The 15,480-nt window shown below is 44.0% G+C and carries 11 protein-coding genes and 1 pseudogene; 9 read left to right on the top strand and 3 right to left on the bottom strand.

What is annotated here, in order from left to right:
• Positions 1–378 precede the first annotated feature (378 nt).
• Complete coding sequence (locus QT973_RS26060) at positions 379–1,857, bottom strand: transposase (RefSeq protein WP_333273585.1); 1,479 nt, start codon at positions 1,855–1,857, stop codon at positions 379–381.
• A gap of 56 nt (positions 1,858–1,913) precedes the next feature.
• Here QT973_RS26060 and tnpA point away from each other — a divergent pair.
• Positions 1,914–2,304: pseudogene (gene tnpA, locus QT973_RS26065) on the top strand (IS200/IS605 family transposase).
• A gap of 1,236 nt (positions 2,305–3,540) precedes the next feature.
• Here the strand turns inward: tnpA and QT973_RS26070 are convergent.
• Entirely contained in the window at positions 3,541–6,528 is a 2,988-nt protein-coding gene (locus tag QT973_RS26070; protein WP_333273576.1) for a DUF3987 domain-containing protein, read from the bottom strand.
• Positions 6,529–6,818: 290 nt separating this feature from the next.
• On the opposite strand from QT973_RS26070, the gene QT973_RS26075 reads away from it, so the two are divergent.
• The 7 genes from QT973_RS26075 (at position 6,819) to QT973_RS26105 (ending at position 13,371) form a co-directional block, all read left to right on the top strand.
• Positions 6,819–7,184 carry a hypothetical protein gene (locus QT973_RS26075; protein WP_333136337.1) on the top strand — a complete coding sequence of 122 codons (366 nt, stop codon included), beginning with the start codon at positions 6,819–6,821 and terminating at the stop codon, positions 7,182–7,184.
• Between the two features lie 415 nt (positions 7,185–7,599).
• Positions 7,600–7,869 (top strand): thioesterase II family protein, encoded by a 270-nt coding sequence (locus QT973_RS26080; protein ID WP_333273574.1) that lies wholly within the window; start codon positions 7,600–7,602, stop codon positions 7,867–7,869.
• A 23-nt stretch (positions 7,870–7,892) separates the two neighbouring features.
• A complete protein-coding gene (locus QT973_RS26085) occupies positions 7,893–8,552 on the top strand; it encodes a 4'-phosphopantetheinyl transferase superfamily protein (protein ID WP_333273573.1) in 660 nt (219 codons plus the stop codon).
• Between the two features lie 398 nt (positions 8,553–8,950).
• Entirely contained in the window at positions 8,951–9,301 is a 351-nt protein-coding gene (locus tag QT973_RS26090; RefSeq protein WP_333273570.1) for a hypothetical protein, read from the top strand.
• A 10-nt stretch (positions 9,302–9,311) separates the two neighbouring features.
• Positions 9,312–9,587 carry a helix-turn-helix domain-containing protein gene (locus QT973_RS26095; RefSeq protein WP_333392507.1) on the top strand — a complete coding sequence of 92 codons (276 nt, stop codon included), beginning with the start codon at positions 9,312–9,314 and terminating at the stop codon, positions 9,585–9,587.
• Between the two features lie 917 nt (positions 9,588–10,504).
• Positions 10,505–11,734 carry a hypothetical protein gene (locus QT973_RS26100; protein ID WP_333392509.1) on the top strand — a complete coding sequence of 410 codons (1,230 nt, stop codon included), beginning with the start codon at positions 10,505–10,507 and terminating at the stop codon, positions 11,732–11,734.
• A gap of 209 nt (positions 11,735–11,943) precedes the next feature.
• Positions 11,944–13,371 (top strand): AAA family ATPase, encoded by a 1,428-nt coding sequence (locus tag QT973_RS26105; RefSeq protein ID WP_333211868.1) that lies wholly within the window; start codon positions 11,944–11,946, stop codon positions 13,369–13,371.
• A gap of 572 nt (positions 13,372–13,943) precedes the next feature.
• Here the strand turns inward: QT973_RS26105 and QT973_RS26110 are convergent.
• Positions 13,944–14,081 carry a hypothetical protein gene (locus tag QT973_RS26110; protein ID WP_333240807.1) on the bottom strand — a complete coding sequence of 46 codons (138 nt, stop codon included), beginning with the start codon at positions 14,079–14,081 and terminating at the stop codon, positions 13,944–13,946.
• A 10-nt stretch (positions 14,082–14,091) separates the two neighbouring features.
• On the opposite strand from QT973_RS26110, the gene dnaN reads away from it, so the two are divergent.
• Positions 14,092–15,423 (top strand): DNA polymerase III subunit beta, encoded by a 1,332-nt coding sequence (gene dnaN, locus QT973_RS26115; protein WP_333392511.1) that lies wholly within the window; start codon positions 14,092–14,094, stop codon positions 15,421–15,423.
• The last annotated feature ends 57 nt before the right edge of the window (positions 15,424–15,480 follow it).

Here is a 15,480-nt window from a genome sequence, read left to right on the forward strand (position 1 = left end):
TTACTTAAATGGCTTAATTGGTAGACCGCCAAAAACTGCACAAGTATAAATACTTATTGCAAAAGTGACATGCTCCCGCGGGCGATCGTGAATTTATTGGGATGTGACTGGGGAATCGTCAATGACGATTTTCAATCGTCAAAGCTGCTATTGACGGGGGAACTGCTTGATGTGTAAGAGTTTCAAACTATCGTCAAATCGTCTATGCAATTTTTAAATTAGCAGTAAATTAGATGCTGGATAGTCCGTCGCGATCGTCCACAACCAACTTGCACCCCAGCATTTTCCGCTTTTCTCCTAACACAGCTTCTACAAAGGTCGGGATTCAGTTTGACACTCCCACCCCTGAAGGGGATGGGATTCTTTAGGAATTTCGCCCTAAATATCCCAGAGAGACAATTGCTTGTGCTCTGGGTTCTCGCCCACACGCCGTTTGCCTTTTTGGGGCAGCGTATTATCTGACGAGCGTTCGTACATTCCGATATTAAAAAGAGTCGTTTGTACTGGTTTCGACGAGTCCCGCCGTACCTTTTTCTTGACAACATTTAACCCGTAGGTTTCTATTGCCTTAGCTTTTACATTCCTGGCCGCTTGTAAATTAGCATCATCAATATGCCCGCAATTGGTGCAAATAAACTTTTCACCATTGCGACTCTTTTTATCAATGTGCCTACATTTACTACAAGTTTGACTGGTGTATTTGGGATTAACTCTATAAAGTTTCTTGCCTGACTTCGCAGCCAAATATTCAAGTTTTTGAGTTAAGCCATACCAACTTGCATCAGCAATAGAACGATTCAACCCCCGTTTAGCTGATTGACCATTAGATAAAAATCTACCAGTATCAGACTTGACGGGTTTGCACCGTTTCATCATGTTTTTAACTTGTAAATCTTCAACGGTAACAGCATCAGCTCTTTTGACAATTCGATTAGCCACATCCCATTGATAAGATTCTCGTCGCTGTTGAATCCTGTTATGTAATTTACTCGCCCTAAGTTGAGCTTTACTACGATTTTTACTTCCCTTTTGCTTCCGACTAACCCGCCTTTGTCTAATTTTCATTAAACGCTTAGTTTTTTTGTTGGTGGCAAAACGCGGGTTGTCAATACTACTTCCATCTGACAAGTAAACCAACTTCCCTAATCCCATGTCACAGCCAGTAATGGTTTTAATTTCACTGTCTGGGATTACTGGGTAATCTGGGACTGTCTTGTTTTCAATCCGAATCGAAACGTACCAGCCATCAGCTTTCTGTCTAACTGTGACTGTTTTGATTTCAAATCCATCTGGAATAGGGCGTGAGTTATAAAAACGCATCCATCCGATTTTAGGTAAATAAATTTTACTGCCCTTAATTTTTATCCTCCCTGGCTTGTAGCTAAAGGATTTAAAATCGTGATGGCGTTTAAACTTGGGGAACCCAGCACCCTTAAAGAATTTATTAAAAGATTCGTTAACTCTGGCTACGATTAACTGTAAAACCCCAACATCAATCTCTTGATACCAAGGTCTAGCATCTTTTAATTCTTGCAGATTTGCATCTTGCATTAAAACTACCGTGCGTTTAGGATATCGATCTTTTTCCCCTTCTTTCTTGGCTTTACCACCACCGTCTTTCCAGGGGTTAGCTAATTGCGTTCCCTTAACTAAGCTGCAAGTCAAAGGTGTGATTTCAACTTGTGTTCTCAAGTCAGAATAGCTACCGCAAATAAATTGCTGATGCCAGCCATCAACACGGTCACGCAAACACCAGTTGTAATTAGCTCGTAACATATCGAGCCAGCCCGATAGTTTTTTAAACTGTTGATTATTGGGGCGCAACTTGTACTTGTAACTCAAAATCAATTTGCTCACCTCCAGAACTTATCTTATCGGATCATTGTAGATATTGGTGACTTAACAACAATTATATGCCAGACAAATACAGACGCAAAATTACATCAGTAACGCTTATTCGATATCATTTTGTTTGGATTCCGGCTAGGCGCAAAAAGGTGTTGGTTGGTGGAGTGTCCGAACGGTTAAAGCAGCTACTGAAGATAAGTGTAATTAGCTCGTTGTTCTATTGTGGCAATGGAAACCATGCCAGATCATGTACACTTACTTGTTGATGCCCCACCTAATTTGGCTCCAGACCAGATTATGTTTAGGCTCAAAGGGTTTACTTCGTTTCAGCTTAGGAAGGAATATCCGCATCTCAAAAAAATTCCTTCTCTTTGGACTAGAAGCTATTTTTGTGGTACGGTCGGCAATGCTTCTGAGGAAACTGTTAAAAAATATATTGAAAACCAAAATACTTGAAGGCGGCTGCACCCGCAGCGCCTATCCCGACCCCTGAAGGGGTGGGCACGGGCGAGCGCGGTCAATCTCTGTCAAGCTGTGAACCAGAGCGCGACTAAAAAAGAAATTTTCTTTGACGATTTGACGATTCTCCTAAACTCTTGTATTTATAAAGCTTTCAGCTTCTAGCTTTTATTGACGATTATTGACATTATTTTTGACAATTCTCGATAAACGCTTTCTCTGCAAGGGCTGTGGGAATGTACTGCGAGTTTTTGACGATTCTGACGATTGTTTGACAACCTCTGGTGGACAAGCGAACTGCCACTATCACATGAACTCGATGTAAGTGAATGAGCAGGACTTACGCAGTTACTCTATATATAGTTATTTAATGTAGACTTTAATTTACTAAAACACTATATATACCGTTTTTTGTAAGTCCCGCGAGTAATGTCAACAATGAATCGTCAATGTCAACAATGAATCGTCAAAACTGTTACTGACGATTGAAGTGCTTACGGGGTAAGAGTTATAGGGAATCGTCAAATCGTCAACACAAAAATAGGACACTATAGGCGCTTGATGTGATTACCGTGAGTAACGTCAGCAGTGAATCGTCAATGACGATTCAGAATCGTCAAAGCTATTACTGACGATTGAAGTGCTTACGAGGTAAGAGTTATAGGGAATCGTCAAATCGTCAACACAAATTTTGGTGTTCTGCGAGTTTTCTACGATTCTGACGATTGCTTGACAAGTCCGGCTTGGCGAACTAGCAGTTTGTAGGTTGCCACTGTTACCAGTACGCTCACCTGCGGGCGATCGTAAATCTCTTGGGATGTGCTGAGGAATCGTCAATGACGATTGAAAATCGTCGAAGCTGCTATTGACGAGGGAACAGCTTGCTGTGTAAGAGTTTCAAACTATCGTCAAATCGTCAACACAGTTTTTAAGCTAGCCGTAATTAGGTATCCGGTGACAATTGCGATCACCACAACCGACTGGACTTTTGTACAGTGACTTTTTATTTGACGTGGAGACATATTAGTGCCGTTAAACAGGCAAAGCTAAATCTGGCTTGCTTTTTTGGCTCAATCTAGCGAAAGCAATGCTGATAGTCAAATGCTAGAACGCGCTCGCAAACTTTCTCTGTAATCCTGTAAGAGGGAAGGTTTTGCGAGCGCGACACAAAATTGTCTCGATGTCATTTAATTAGGCACTGTACATAATCCCCAAAACGTGGCAGACCAACAATTATCTTAAAATGCGCCACTTGAAAGACTTGCCGACCTTTTTCGTTTCACCGAGGTTCATCGAAACCATTTGGTTGAAGACCGCAGCCGTAAAGTCCGTGTTCGACATCTGGCGCAGTTTAGCTCCTGCAACGAGTTCGCGACAGTTGCGGTATGCTTCACGGGTGCTGATCCAACCTTCAGCAACCGTGTCCCGCAACTCTTCTGATTTCTGAATCAGTTTCTGAATGACCGGGACTGTATCGTCCTCATCTTGCTGCTGCCCTTTGTAAAGCACTTCAGCCTGGTTGATGTAGAAGTAGCTGGTGGCGATCGCCTTTTGAATGATGTCGGCCCCAATCGAGGTAGGAATTTCAATCTCAAAAGGCTTGTCGGAACGTTCCCCGCCTGAGAGCTTCCACTCTTCTTTCAACTGCAAGTAAGTTTTGAGAGTGCCGTCCGGGTTTTTTAACTTGCAGATTTCGTGCAAGCAATGCAGGATGAGGGCAATCCGCAGGCAGTACCCGCTCCACTTGGACATGGCTAGCTGGAAGCCTTCATTCAGTTCAGCTTCTTCGCGCTCGACCATCGGGTTGAAGAAGTGCTGTTCGTAGTAGTCGGCTGCCGAGTCGCTGAGGTGGTAAGTAATCGGAAAACCCTGGTAAACAGTGCGGTTCGTTTCATCTTTGAGCACTTCGCCTGTCTCCTCATTTTGAACGGGACGATAGTGCATTTTGAGGACGGAAAGTTTGTGGTAGATGTCTTTGAGAAAGGCGTCAATGTCGGGGTAGGGCAGTCGCGTCCGCCGCCGTTTGGGCATCTGGGCCAAGCAGATTACCCACCGGGCCATCCAGCCGCTGGAAATTTTGCGGGGCGTCATCTCTTCGTCAAGCGTCTTGCGCTGGATGGTGCCGGTGATGGGGACGCACGACCTCTCCACCTCGACTCGACGATCGCGGTCAATGAGGATGACTTTGGGACCGCCGCCGTTGTTGAGGGTGAGGTAAAAGGCTTCGTCGTCCCCCTTGCCAGCCCGATATTTGTTGAGGGCTTTGAAGAAGCCGTCGATTTCATCGCGATGGACGAGGAAGCCACGCGGATTTTCGTTGATGGTGCGGATCAGGGCTTCTACGGTGATGTGTTCGACCCAATACTCGCGGGGAACGGGTGGGGGTGGGAGTTCTTCTGGCGGGTTGTCAGGGGCTCGATTTTGCTGGGTGGCTTTTTGTGCTTCTTTGTAGCTTTTGAGGGCAATGCAGTATTCGCTGTTGGCGTCCTGCTGCAAGAGCCGGATGGGATTGACCATAACTTCTTGAGTTTGACTTTTGAGCTTCCCGGACCGGGCGGTGCTGATCGTCCACAGCACGCAGGACTTTTGTTTAAATCCAGGCCAAGCAACAACTTCAGCGGCCGTGCCGATCGCGCAGCCGAAGGTTGACCAACCTACTGTCATCAGATGTTCGGCGCTGGTGGGCATTGCAGCAGCGATTTGTGCCAGGATGCAGGCAATTTCAGGCGGTAAAATTTGGTGCAAGTCGAGACTCTGCTTGCGCTTGCTAACTAAATCTTCAATAAGGGTTTTTTCGCTTTCGACTTCTGCGAACTGCCATTCTTGCAGTCGGGTTAAAACGATTTGTTCGACGTATTTGGGGTCGAGTTCCAAAGCTTGAGCGATTTGGGCGCACTCGGATCTTCGTTCTGACAGGGGAATGTTGCCCCGTTCGAGGAGCCGATCGATATATTTCAGGAGCAGGTTTTCTTTCTGTTTACTGTCAGAATCCGGCGGGTAAAAATTATCTGTAACCTGACCGTTGTTTGGCGGGATGCTCTCTGACGCTACATCATCTGCTTGTAACTTTTGAGAGTTGAGCTGCTGCTGGCTCGCTGTCAGTGATGCCCTGGGGCGCTTGTCGATACCCCATTCTCCTAAAATCCTGTCTTTAATGTGAGGGGGGCATGAAGCCTGGAAGGTTTCTCGATCCAGCCGGTAAATCTTTTTCCAGCAATTTTCAGAGTCTCCGCTGTGATATTCGGCGGCGGTTTGGCAAGCGGAGGGGCTAATGGTTTTGAGGATGCGCTGCCATTTGTAGGGATCTCGGCTGCTGTCTTCCATTTGCCCCCAGGCGTACTCGGCTAAGATTTCAGTGGTGCCGGAGTAGGAGATACTGTAGCGGTGGCAGAACTCTTCCCAGCCGTAACATTCGGAGGCGAGAGCGGTCAGGGCGTCGGAGCGATCGCCTGTTTTGGCACCACCTGTCAGAATTTCAAGGGTGCGGGGGGAGATGAGGTCTTCTAGGCGAATTGCGCCGGGGACGTAACTTCCTACAGAACGGGGCGAGGTGTTGGCAGGAACAGACGGGTGCTGTTGCCGTGTTGGGTAAATACCAACATCTTCCGGTTTGGCAACTGTAGGCGGATATGCAACAAAATACTCCCAGCGGTATGGGATGCCGTTCGCGCCGACAGTAGGGGGCAGCAGGGTGTGACCGCCGTTTCGGGCAAGCAGTTCGCCCATTCGGGACCTGTCTCGATCTAGGCTGAAGGCTGTCCAATCTGGTTCTTCTGTGAAGGCGAGGATGACTCGGTATCCGCCCGAAGGGGTGCGAAATCGAGGGGCGACATTAAGGAGGGGGTAGTCGTTGAACCACTGTTCAAGGCGCGCCTCAAAAGCTTGTGACGAGGAGAAGACTTTTTCTTTACGATCTAGATCGACAAAGGCGATGTAGTGGCCCTGTGTATTAGGTCCGCCGCCGAGAGTGCCGATGCCAGTGGTGTGGGCGAACCACTTCGCTAAGTTTGCCTGAGTTGGCAATTGCTTTTGATAGGGTTTCCAACTGACTTTGACTGCTTTTCCTTTCTGGTTTATCCAAGCAGGCGCTTTGCCTCCGGGAACGTTGCAGTCCCTTTCGCATTCCTTGGGACATTCCGGCAGCGCAGGTCTGCCCAAGCAATTGTGGAGCCAGTCAATTGTCTGGGCGATCGTCTGGGGAGCCTGATTAATGTCGCTCATCGGCGTACCTCCAAGCGATATGAGAGGAATTGGGCGATGCCTTTTTTGACATCTTCCAAGTGCCTGCTCCGGGTTACCGAGAAGTTTTTGCTAAAAATTTGGCAATTTGTGTTGGCAAATCTCCTAATTTTGCTAAAGTTAAATAGCATCCAATTTTGCTTCCCCAGCCAAAAAGCTTTATGTGGCTGTGGATGCAGGTCAGTCTCCATCGAAAACCTCCATTTTGACCCCAATCATTTACCAATAGTAAATCTAGATTCACCCACAGTGAATTAAGGTGACAAATCTTAATGCTGATTTATGAAGCCTTCCACAATACGTTGAAACGTTATGATATCAGTGGCAAAGCCCTAGCTCGAGTTGCTGGGGTCAGCGAGAGTCTTGTGTCGCAGTTTAGACACGGCAAGAAGGGTGTAACTGACGAGATGCTCGACAACCTGTTGCAGGCGATGCAGAAGATTGCTCCAGGAGCACGCAAACATTTTTGTTCGCTGGTAGCTGGGGAGCTGGTGGAAGGAGCGGGTGTGGAGAATGCAATTAAGGAGATTTCTGCTGAGGATATTCCTGAATTGTTGATGGCGATCGCGCGTTGCTGGAAATCAGTTGACCATCCATCAATTTATGCAACAAGTGCGTTGATGGAGTTCCATCGCTAAAATGGTAGCACTCTAAGATAATAGATGTAGCGCCAAATTTTTAATAATTTTATACCTGCAAAATTCATATTTAATGAAAATTAATATTTAGTGTGATATGGAATTAATTTAACTACTTAATTTACCCAAATATAGCAACAAAAAGTAGTTATTTATCAACTACAACTACCATTTCTTCACTAGATTTGTTCCTAATTGATACTTATTTGTTATTGAGGTCTCTGGTGGTAGGCCTAATTGTTTGCGAAAATCTGAGTCCTACTTAGCGAGTTACCAATTTTTAGCAGTCGCATCCGCTAGCCTTGCACCTCACATTCCCGATCCATAGCCAATGCACGCTCTGTCAGAACCGGAATTGTTGCATGAATTGCATCGTCTCAACGGTATCCCTAAAGAAGTTCTATAAAATTACGAAATGATGCAACTACTGATTCCTATTGTGCGGGCAGATTTAGCAATTGATGAAGTCTATGTTTATACTAACGAAGCGCCATTAGAATGTCCGATTACTGTAATTGGTGGTTTGCAATACCCCGAAACGAGTCCCGATATTATTGAAGGTTGGAACAAACATACAATCGCTTTTTGTTCGCTGCAAATGTTTCCATACCATCACTTTTTTTTAAAGAGATATCAGTTGCTTTTGCTTCAAGCTACTTGTCAAAAATTGCAGCAAAATCAATAATTTTTCACGGCTTACGACTAATAATGAATACTAATATAATTGAGTGGAAAATACCCCCAAAAGACCTAATACTTAATAGCGATGAGGTTCATGTTTGGCGCGTTGATCTGGAGATGAGAGCATCTTGCCTACAAAGCTTGCAGGAGAGTCTCTCTACTGACGAACTTAAAAGAGCAGAGCGTTTTTACTTTCAGAAAGACAGAGCGCATTTTATCGCAGCTCGCGGTATTCTCAGAAAAATTTTGGGCTGCTATCTAAATAAAAATCCTAACGAACTGCGCTTTAGCTATAACCCCTACGGAAAACCATCTTTAGTTACCGCAGTATCCGAATATAAACTTTGCTTCAATTTGTCTCACTCTCACGGAATTGCTCTCATTGCTGTGGAGCAAAATCGAGAAGTTGGCATTGATATTGAACGCATTCGTAAAGATTTTCCCTACCAGCAGATAGCCGAAAGTTTTTTTTCGCCTTTTGAAAACGCCGTATTGCGCTCGCTCCCCGAACATCAACAACTGAGAGCTTTTTTTACCTGCTGGACTCGCAAAGAAGCCTACATCAAAGCGGTAGGTAAAGGTCTTTCAATTCCTTTGGATGGATTTGATGTTGCGATTGCGCCGGGAGAACCAGCAGCACTGTTAAACTTTCTGGAAAATCCAAAAGAAGTTTCCGATGGTCTTTGATTGAGTTAGTCCCCGGTTTAGATATGGTAGCAACTCTTGCCGTTGAGGGCGATCGCTGCCAACTTCTCTGCTGGCAGTGGCAATACTCCTGCTAATAAATCCTAGAAGGGATTCTGGTTGATCAAACGCAGCCGATTTAAGCAAAGTTTTAGTACCTTCTCTCGGACAAACAGCAGTCTAGAAATTAATTGCAGCGGGCAAAAAAGGAGTCAACGCGATTGGGCGGGATTTCAAAAAATTGATAACCTAGCCAGAGTTTAAATTGGGAAATAGTCGGTCAAATATAGATTCCAATTGATTGATTCAAGGAGATGTCGCGCTGCAATTTCTTTATCAAGAAATTGGTCGGAAAATCTATCAAAACAAATCTGTTGCAATAGATGCACAGTTGAGAACTCATGTCAATCTCAAAAGGAAAGCGAGATTTGATTTCGGGCCTGCCACTAAAACATTTGAAGGATATGCCGCCTGCAATTGAATTGCCTGCCAACTTTGCCAAAATTCATCCCCCGCGCTTTAACTGTGGCGAAATGGTGCGCTGGACGGGTGTTAGCGAAGAAGCTGACAGAGGAATGGTTATCGGCAAATTTTACAACTACGAACAATGTCAATGCTGTTGGATGTGGTGTTACATCATTTGCCTTACTCCTGATTCCAAAAGTGCAACGTGGTGTCAGTTTGATACTGCCTGGGAGGAAGATTTGGAGAAGTTTGAGGATGATAAAAAAGCAGCAGAATCTGACCGATAGAGAACGCAATTTGATTGCAGTTTACAGTCAATGCCAATTGCGAATGACACCGAGGCAGTTTTATGAAAAGTGGGGAGTGAGTTATGAGGAAATCGCTTTTATTTGTTCTCGTTCTGATTCTACAGTGCGGCGTTGGTTTAAAACGGGTAAAAATCGCAGATTTCCTACTGCTGTCGATTTGCGTCATTTGGCTTTAATGGATTTTTTGCTGGAGCATTTTGAGGAAATTCCAGAGACATTGGTGGCTTTCCTGTGTCCGCCTTGCGAAGAGAATAGCCTGGATTAATAGTGGCGCGTATAACGGAAAGACTGTTTAGGGCAACGACTGTATACGTTGTCGCAATCATATACTGCTGACTTGTTCTAACAGTTTTGTTGGCTGCTATACATCAAGCTTTTTCAGCATCAAAAAATAATGGGAGCTTGTCTTAGCACAAACCTTGTCAAATATCAATGTCACCGTGACCTGTCTTTGACAAAATTATTCAATTACTGTCTTGGCAAGCAATGAAACAAGAGCACAATCTGTTACTTTTAATGCTGAGGTACTAAAATGACCTACTCTGAAAAATTGCACCCGTGGTGTATCATTAGCCTGCTTCCTAATTGTCAGCGTGTTATTGTGGCACGATTTCGTAAGAGAAACGATGCAGACGATCATCTACGGGTTTTGCAGCGGTTAGTTAAAACGCGCACATTTGTGATTATTTTTGACATCCAACCAAAGCCTACTGTGCCTAAAGAATAACGGCGAATGCAGCGAAGGTTTGAAATCGAATTAATCGAGATACCTGCGTTAGTTGAATAACCGACTTTCCAGCGATTTCTCCCAGCGACAGAACCTACTGATAGCTGGGAGAACTTTTTATGAATTGAATGATGTTAACTAAATAAATTGTTAGCATTCGACTTTTTAAATTGTACTAACTACAACTTTTTATCATAGTCTTGATTGACTATATAGAGCTATCGTATTTGTACGGGTAATTACAATTATATGAGTGAATATACTATGATTGATAGGTGTGCAATCGTACATATGGCTAATAGTAGTATAGCTTGCCATCACAACAGATCCTCCCTCTAACAACAGCTAATTTATTTCCTGCAAGTGGTGGCTCAAGAATCCTTTGTTAAGGACACCTGCAAATTTAAAGCTACCCCCTAGCGGGAGAAGTTAAGAGATAACCACTTCTTACCGTTATGAACGCTATCAACCCCCACAAAACCTTTCCTGAATCAGCCAGCCAGGACTCCCCTCAAATTAAAGAAGTGATGGCAGTAATTTTTCCTTTCCTCGCGGATGCACCTGCTGAAGAACATCACTTCAAATTAAACGATATCGTAAAAACAGGCAACCAATACGGTATTGTTACTTCTCTCAACAAAACTGAAAAACCTGTGACAATTACTTGGGACGCAAGTCCCGGCGAAGATTCATTTTCTTGGACTTATAACCTCGACGAAATCCGCGCCCTCACAATCTCCATCGTGCCTCAGTTTATCCCTCAAAAGACTGCTGGAAAACTTCCAGCTTGCACAACAATCGTACTCGCTAATTCCGAACAGATACAATTTAGTAACGCAACTCGTTTCAAAGTAGAATCGCTCACTGAACAGCACATTATTATCTCTACTATTGACCAATCTTATCTCTTTCCCATCAACTTGTTTCCCGGTTACCCGACAATTTGTACCATAGATATCCCGACACCCCAGCAATTAAAAGCCGCCAGCTATTTATCTGTTACCGATATCAGAATCAGAGCTAAAACGCATTTAGCTCTCGAAGTACCCGACAACTTTTTAGAATTCGCTATGCCAATCTACAAACAGCAGTTAAAAGAAAAAATAGCTCAACAATTGAGCGAAGAAAATTACCAACTTCTCGACTTTGACATAGCTTGGGAAGAAGCCTGGAAGCAGCAGTTAGAAAACCTAACAAAGAAACAAGGCTTCTACGGATTTAGAGAGGGAGATTGCATTTTACAGCACCGAGAAGGATTTCAACGAATGGGGAGAGTCCAACACTTGAACGTTGAAGAGCCACGTCCATTTCACATCCAGTGGAACAGCGGAGAACTCCTAAGTTACAGCTTGAGAGAACTCAAAGGTTTGGGTATTGCCCGCATCGAACCTATTGTTAAATTATCGCCCAATGTGGCTTATCAAATTAGCGAAGACGGCTCCTACTTTACAGCTTGGATTGGGTTTCGTACTAAAGCACTAGCTAAAGCGTGGCTAATACCTGTCAAAAAGCTAGTCGGCCACCTTAGCAATTTAATTGATTGCCAAATTTCGGAACTTCAACATACAGGTTATAAATACGAGTATGCTGTAGAATGTCCCCGACATAAAACATTAAACAAGCGTTTAGAAGCTCTCGCCAAAGTTGCTGAACTTGATTTAGAAAGGACGCCATTTAGGAGATGAGTGGGAAGTAGCAAGCATTTCGTAGGGTGTGGACGGTTCTTTTTTGCTGGGACAAAACACAGAAAAATTTCCTATTTGTCTTAAAAGTTTTATTAACAAGACTTAGGAATCTTCCTTGCCCGGAATCTAAAAAACCTACTCTTGAAAGACTCCCCCGTCAAGCTAACGCTTAATCAGAGGTTGAGAAAATTAGTAATGGACGCTAACTAATGATTCAAACCTTACTCGAACAACCCCAGAAACTTACACAATTTCCCTTCACGCTCAAACCGCAACAGCAGCAAGCCATCGACAAATTAAGAAGCTTTCTAACCACTACCGAGTCATTCTTCTTGCTGTGCGGCTACGCAGGAACTGGAAAATCCACAATCGTCTTTCAAATTATCCAAGAACTCTTGAGTCAAAGCAAACGCATTGCCCTCACAGCACCTACTAACAAAGCAGTCGGCATCCTCAGAAAAATGGCAGCGTCTCAAGGCATTTTCGGAGTTGATTTTATGACAATACACCAACTTTTAGGATTAGGCATGGTCAAAAAAGAACAAGAAAAAGCCTTGTCACAGACAAGTTCCAGCAGCCTTCACCTCTACGATATCATCTTCCTCGACGAATGTTCGATGGTTGGAAGCGAATTGTGGAAATGGATAGAACGCAATTTTGAACGCACATTCTTCAATCACCGCAAGCTAATTTTAATGGGCGACCCCGCTCAACTCAATCCTGTAGGAGAAAAAAAGTCGCCTGCTTTCAGCATTACCAATAAAGCTGTACTGACCAAAGTTGTCAGGCAAGCAGGGGAAAGCCCCGTGCTCGATTTCATAACAGAATGCCGCTCTTTTGTCAATAGCAAAACCGACATATTTTTACCGCATTCCAAATACAAAAAAGGAGACAAGTCAAACGGTGCATTCAAAGTTAAATCAGAAACGCTGCTACAATATGCTGTCAAAACGATCGATCTAGAATTTAGTCAAAATCCCGATCGTTTCAGAATTCTGTGCTGGACTAACAAACGAGTCAGATACTACAATCAGCTTATCAGAGAACAAGTCTACGGTCAAGCTGCACCCCAATTTGTACCGGGAGAAAGGCTAATTACCAAAAAACCCGTCATGGCACCTGACGGCAAAACCGTAATTTTGCCGACTTCAACGGAATTTACCGTCAAGGAAGTTGAGATTAACCAGCACGGAGGCTATCGAGTTTGGCTGCTAAAAATTGTGACTGATGACGGTTTATTTCGGCAAATCTTTGTCCTGCACGAGTCCGAAAATAAGCGCTACCAGGCTGAACTTAAAGAAAAGCTCAAGAGTGCTAAACGCAATGGATTTCTTTGGAGGAAATATTACTGGTTCAAAGATGACTTGTTTGCTGAAATTAACAATTGCTTTGCTCTGACTATTCACAATTCGCAAGGCAGCACTTTTGATGAAGTTGGTGTTGACGGAAGCGACCTTTTCAGCAGATTGTTAATCGGTCAAGATTTGAGCAGGCAACAGAAACTTAAAGAGTACCATCGACTTTATTATGTCGGTGCAAGCCGCTGCCGATATCGAATATTATTTGTTGCCCCCAATGACTTGTACTCAAACAATAAACTTCTCAACCAAGAGGTAAACTTTTCAACCAAGAGGTAAAGTCCTCAACTATAGCAGAAGGAAGAAGGAAGAAGGAAGAAGCAGTAAGAGCAATGGTTTCAGCGATTAAGAAGGTGCTAACCGTCTTGGCTGTTGCTATAACAGGTAAAGTCCTCAACTAACAGGTAAAGTCCTCAACTAACAGGTCCATACCTTTCTAAAAAACAGTCACTAACGCTCAACTTTCAGAAAGCTTCTCCATCGGGACTTACGCTGCATAAGTCAATTTTCACACTATCTGTAGTAGTAACGTGTGCCCTCAGCACCCTACAAGTAGAGTCTGTGCGTAAGTCCTATAGCAATCCGATCTGAGTCTCACAACACAACGCCCTCTTGTCTTCTTAGACTTGTTGTATAGCAAGACTTTCAGATTTTACATATCTAGAAAATCACTTAGGATTGCTATATTTATAAAATAAGAAGAAAGGGAAACGGAAAGGCAAGGCGAAGCAGAAGGTAAAAATGGAGAAAAAAACTTTAGTTTTGGGTTGATAGCAACGCTAAAAAAATTAATAATTGTATCGATACCCACCGAGTTAGATACAAAATGTCTACCCTTCAATCCTATGCTTTTAAGCGTGGGTTCCTTCCCCTTCTCCTTCCCCTTCTCCTTCTCTTTCTCCTTCTCCTTCCCCTTCCCCTTCCCACTCCTCTTTCTCAACAACCTGAATAAGTGCTGCTACCGCAGCGGCCAATCGCACCCCTGACACCAGGCTAATTATGGCAAAATCTCGACTAACAGGAACACCGCCTCAAGAGGAAAATTTGGAGATAACAGTTAAGAAAAAACGCTCGACTGCCACAGCACGTAATTCTGCCAAAACTGTGAAGAAATCAGTCAAACCAACAACTGAAACTGACTCGGTTTGCGAACCCTTAACAATCTCTCCACAAAAAGTAGAAGCCTTGCAAACTTGCACGAGTTTTGCAGAACTTCCAGCAGTCGATTCTTCTTCTCTAGAAACATTCTCAAATGAGGCAATATTGCCTTCCCCTTCTCCTCTCCCATCAGCTATTGAAGTTGCCTGCAATTCAAGAGAATTCAACGATTATATACAAGCCCTGAAAGGCATCATTCCCAGCAATAGCAGCCATCCCATTTTGTCCAATATTTTGATTGAAGCTGATGCAGAAACTCAACATTTGCATCTGACTGCTTACAACTTAGAATTTGGAATGCAAGTGAGCTTTGGTGCGAATGTCAATCAATCTGGAAAGCTTACCCTCCCCGCACCCATACTTGCTGACATTCTGGGAAAATTTCCTAACGGCAGCCTCACCTTAAAGAGTTCTTCTGAAATTATTAAAGGAAGCCACGTTCCATCAGTCAGTGCCACTCTGAGTGCGTCAAGAAGCAAGCACGCCATTCGCGGGCTAGCTGCGGACGAATTTCCGGCTATCCCCAGCGTTCAACAGAAACTTGTAACGCTTCCTGCTAGCGTATTAATTTCTGTCCTAAAAGCTAGCTTATTTGCTGTAAGTTCTGAGGAAAACAAACGCATTTTAACAGGAGGCAATTTTCAACTCAGTCACGACGCAGACAGAGGACTCGATCAACTGAGAGTTTGGACGACAGATGGGCATCGGGTAGCAATGGTTTTAGGATTGAACGAAAGCAGCAATTCCCATCTTTTGAGCAGTCAAGTAGTTAATTTTACTGTCCCTGCTAAGGTACTCCGGTTATTGGAGCGTTCTTTGAATTCTGCTGACAAAGTTACGATTTACTATGAAGGTTTGCCAGAGCAACCTAGTAATTTTGTCGCATTCGAGTGGAATAATTGGCGGTTGACCACGAAGTTGCTAGAAGGGCAATATCCGGTTTGTGACCAAATTATCGCTCCCTATCGACCTGAATTTAGCCATCAAGTGGTGGTTGAGAGGCTGAGCTTTTTAAAAGCCTTAGAGAGGTTAGCTTCTCACAGCGACAAGTCTCACCTAACAGCTATTTTAGAATTCGATTTAGATGCCCAACAATTGCGAGCATCACTCAACAATACTCTCAGTTCAGGAACTGAAACAGTTGATGCTAAACGTAGAAGTTCACGGGGTTAGCGTGGCAGAAGAGAAGGAGGAGTCCGACCAGAACGAGCACTCAAGACAGATTCAGTC

This window comes from Microcoleus sp. Z1_A1 (genome assembly GCF_036700305.1).
GTDB lineage: Bacteria > Cyanobacteriota > Cyanobacteriia > Cyanobacteriales > Microcoleaceae > Microcoleus.

Coding starts and splice junctions, on each gene's coding strand:
- QT973_RS26105 (WP_333211868.1), top strand. CDS start 11,944: ATGATTCAAACCTTACTCGAACAACCCCAGAAACTTACACAATTTCCC.
- QT973_RS26070 (WP_333273576.1), bottom strand. CDS start 6,528: ATGAGCGACATTAATCAGGCTCCCCAGACGATCGCCCAGACAATTGAC.
- QT973_RS26090 (WP_333273570.1), top strand. CDS start 8,951: ATGTCAATCTCAAAAGGAAAGCGAGATTTGATTTCGGGCCTGCCACTA.
- QT973_RS26080 (WP_333273574.1), top strand. CDS start 7,600: ATGATGCAACTACTGATTCCTATTGTGCGGGCAGATTTAGCAATTGAT.
- QT973_RS26100 (WP_333392509.1), top strand. CDS start 10,505: ATGAACGCTATCAACCCCCACAAAACCTTTCCTGAATCAGCCAGCCAG.
- QT973_RS26085 (WP_333273573.1), top strand. CDS start 7,893: ATGAATACTAATATAATTGAGTGGAAAATACCCCCAAAAGACCTAATA.
- dnaN (WP_333392511.1), top strand. CDS start 14,092: ATGGCAAAATCTCGACTAACAGGAACACCGCCTCAAGAGGAAAATTTG.
- QT973_RS26075 (WP_333136337.1), top strand. CDS start 6,819: ATGCTGATTTATGAAGCCTTCCACAATACGTTGAAACGTTATGATATC.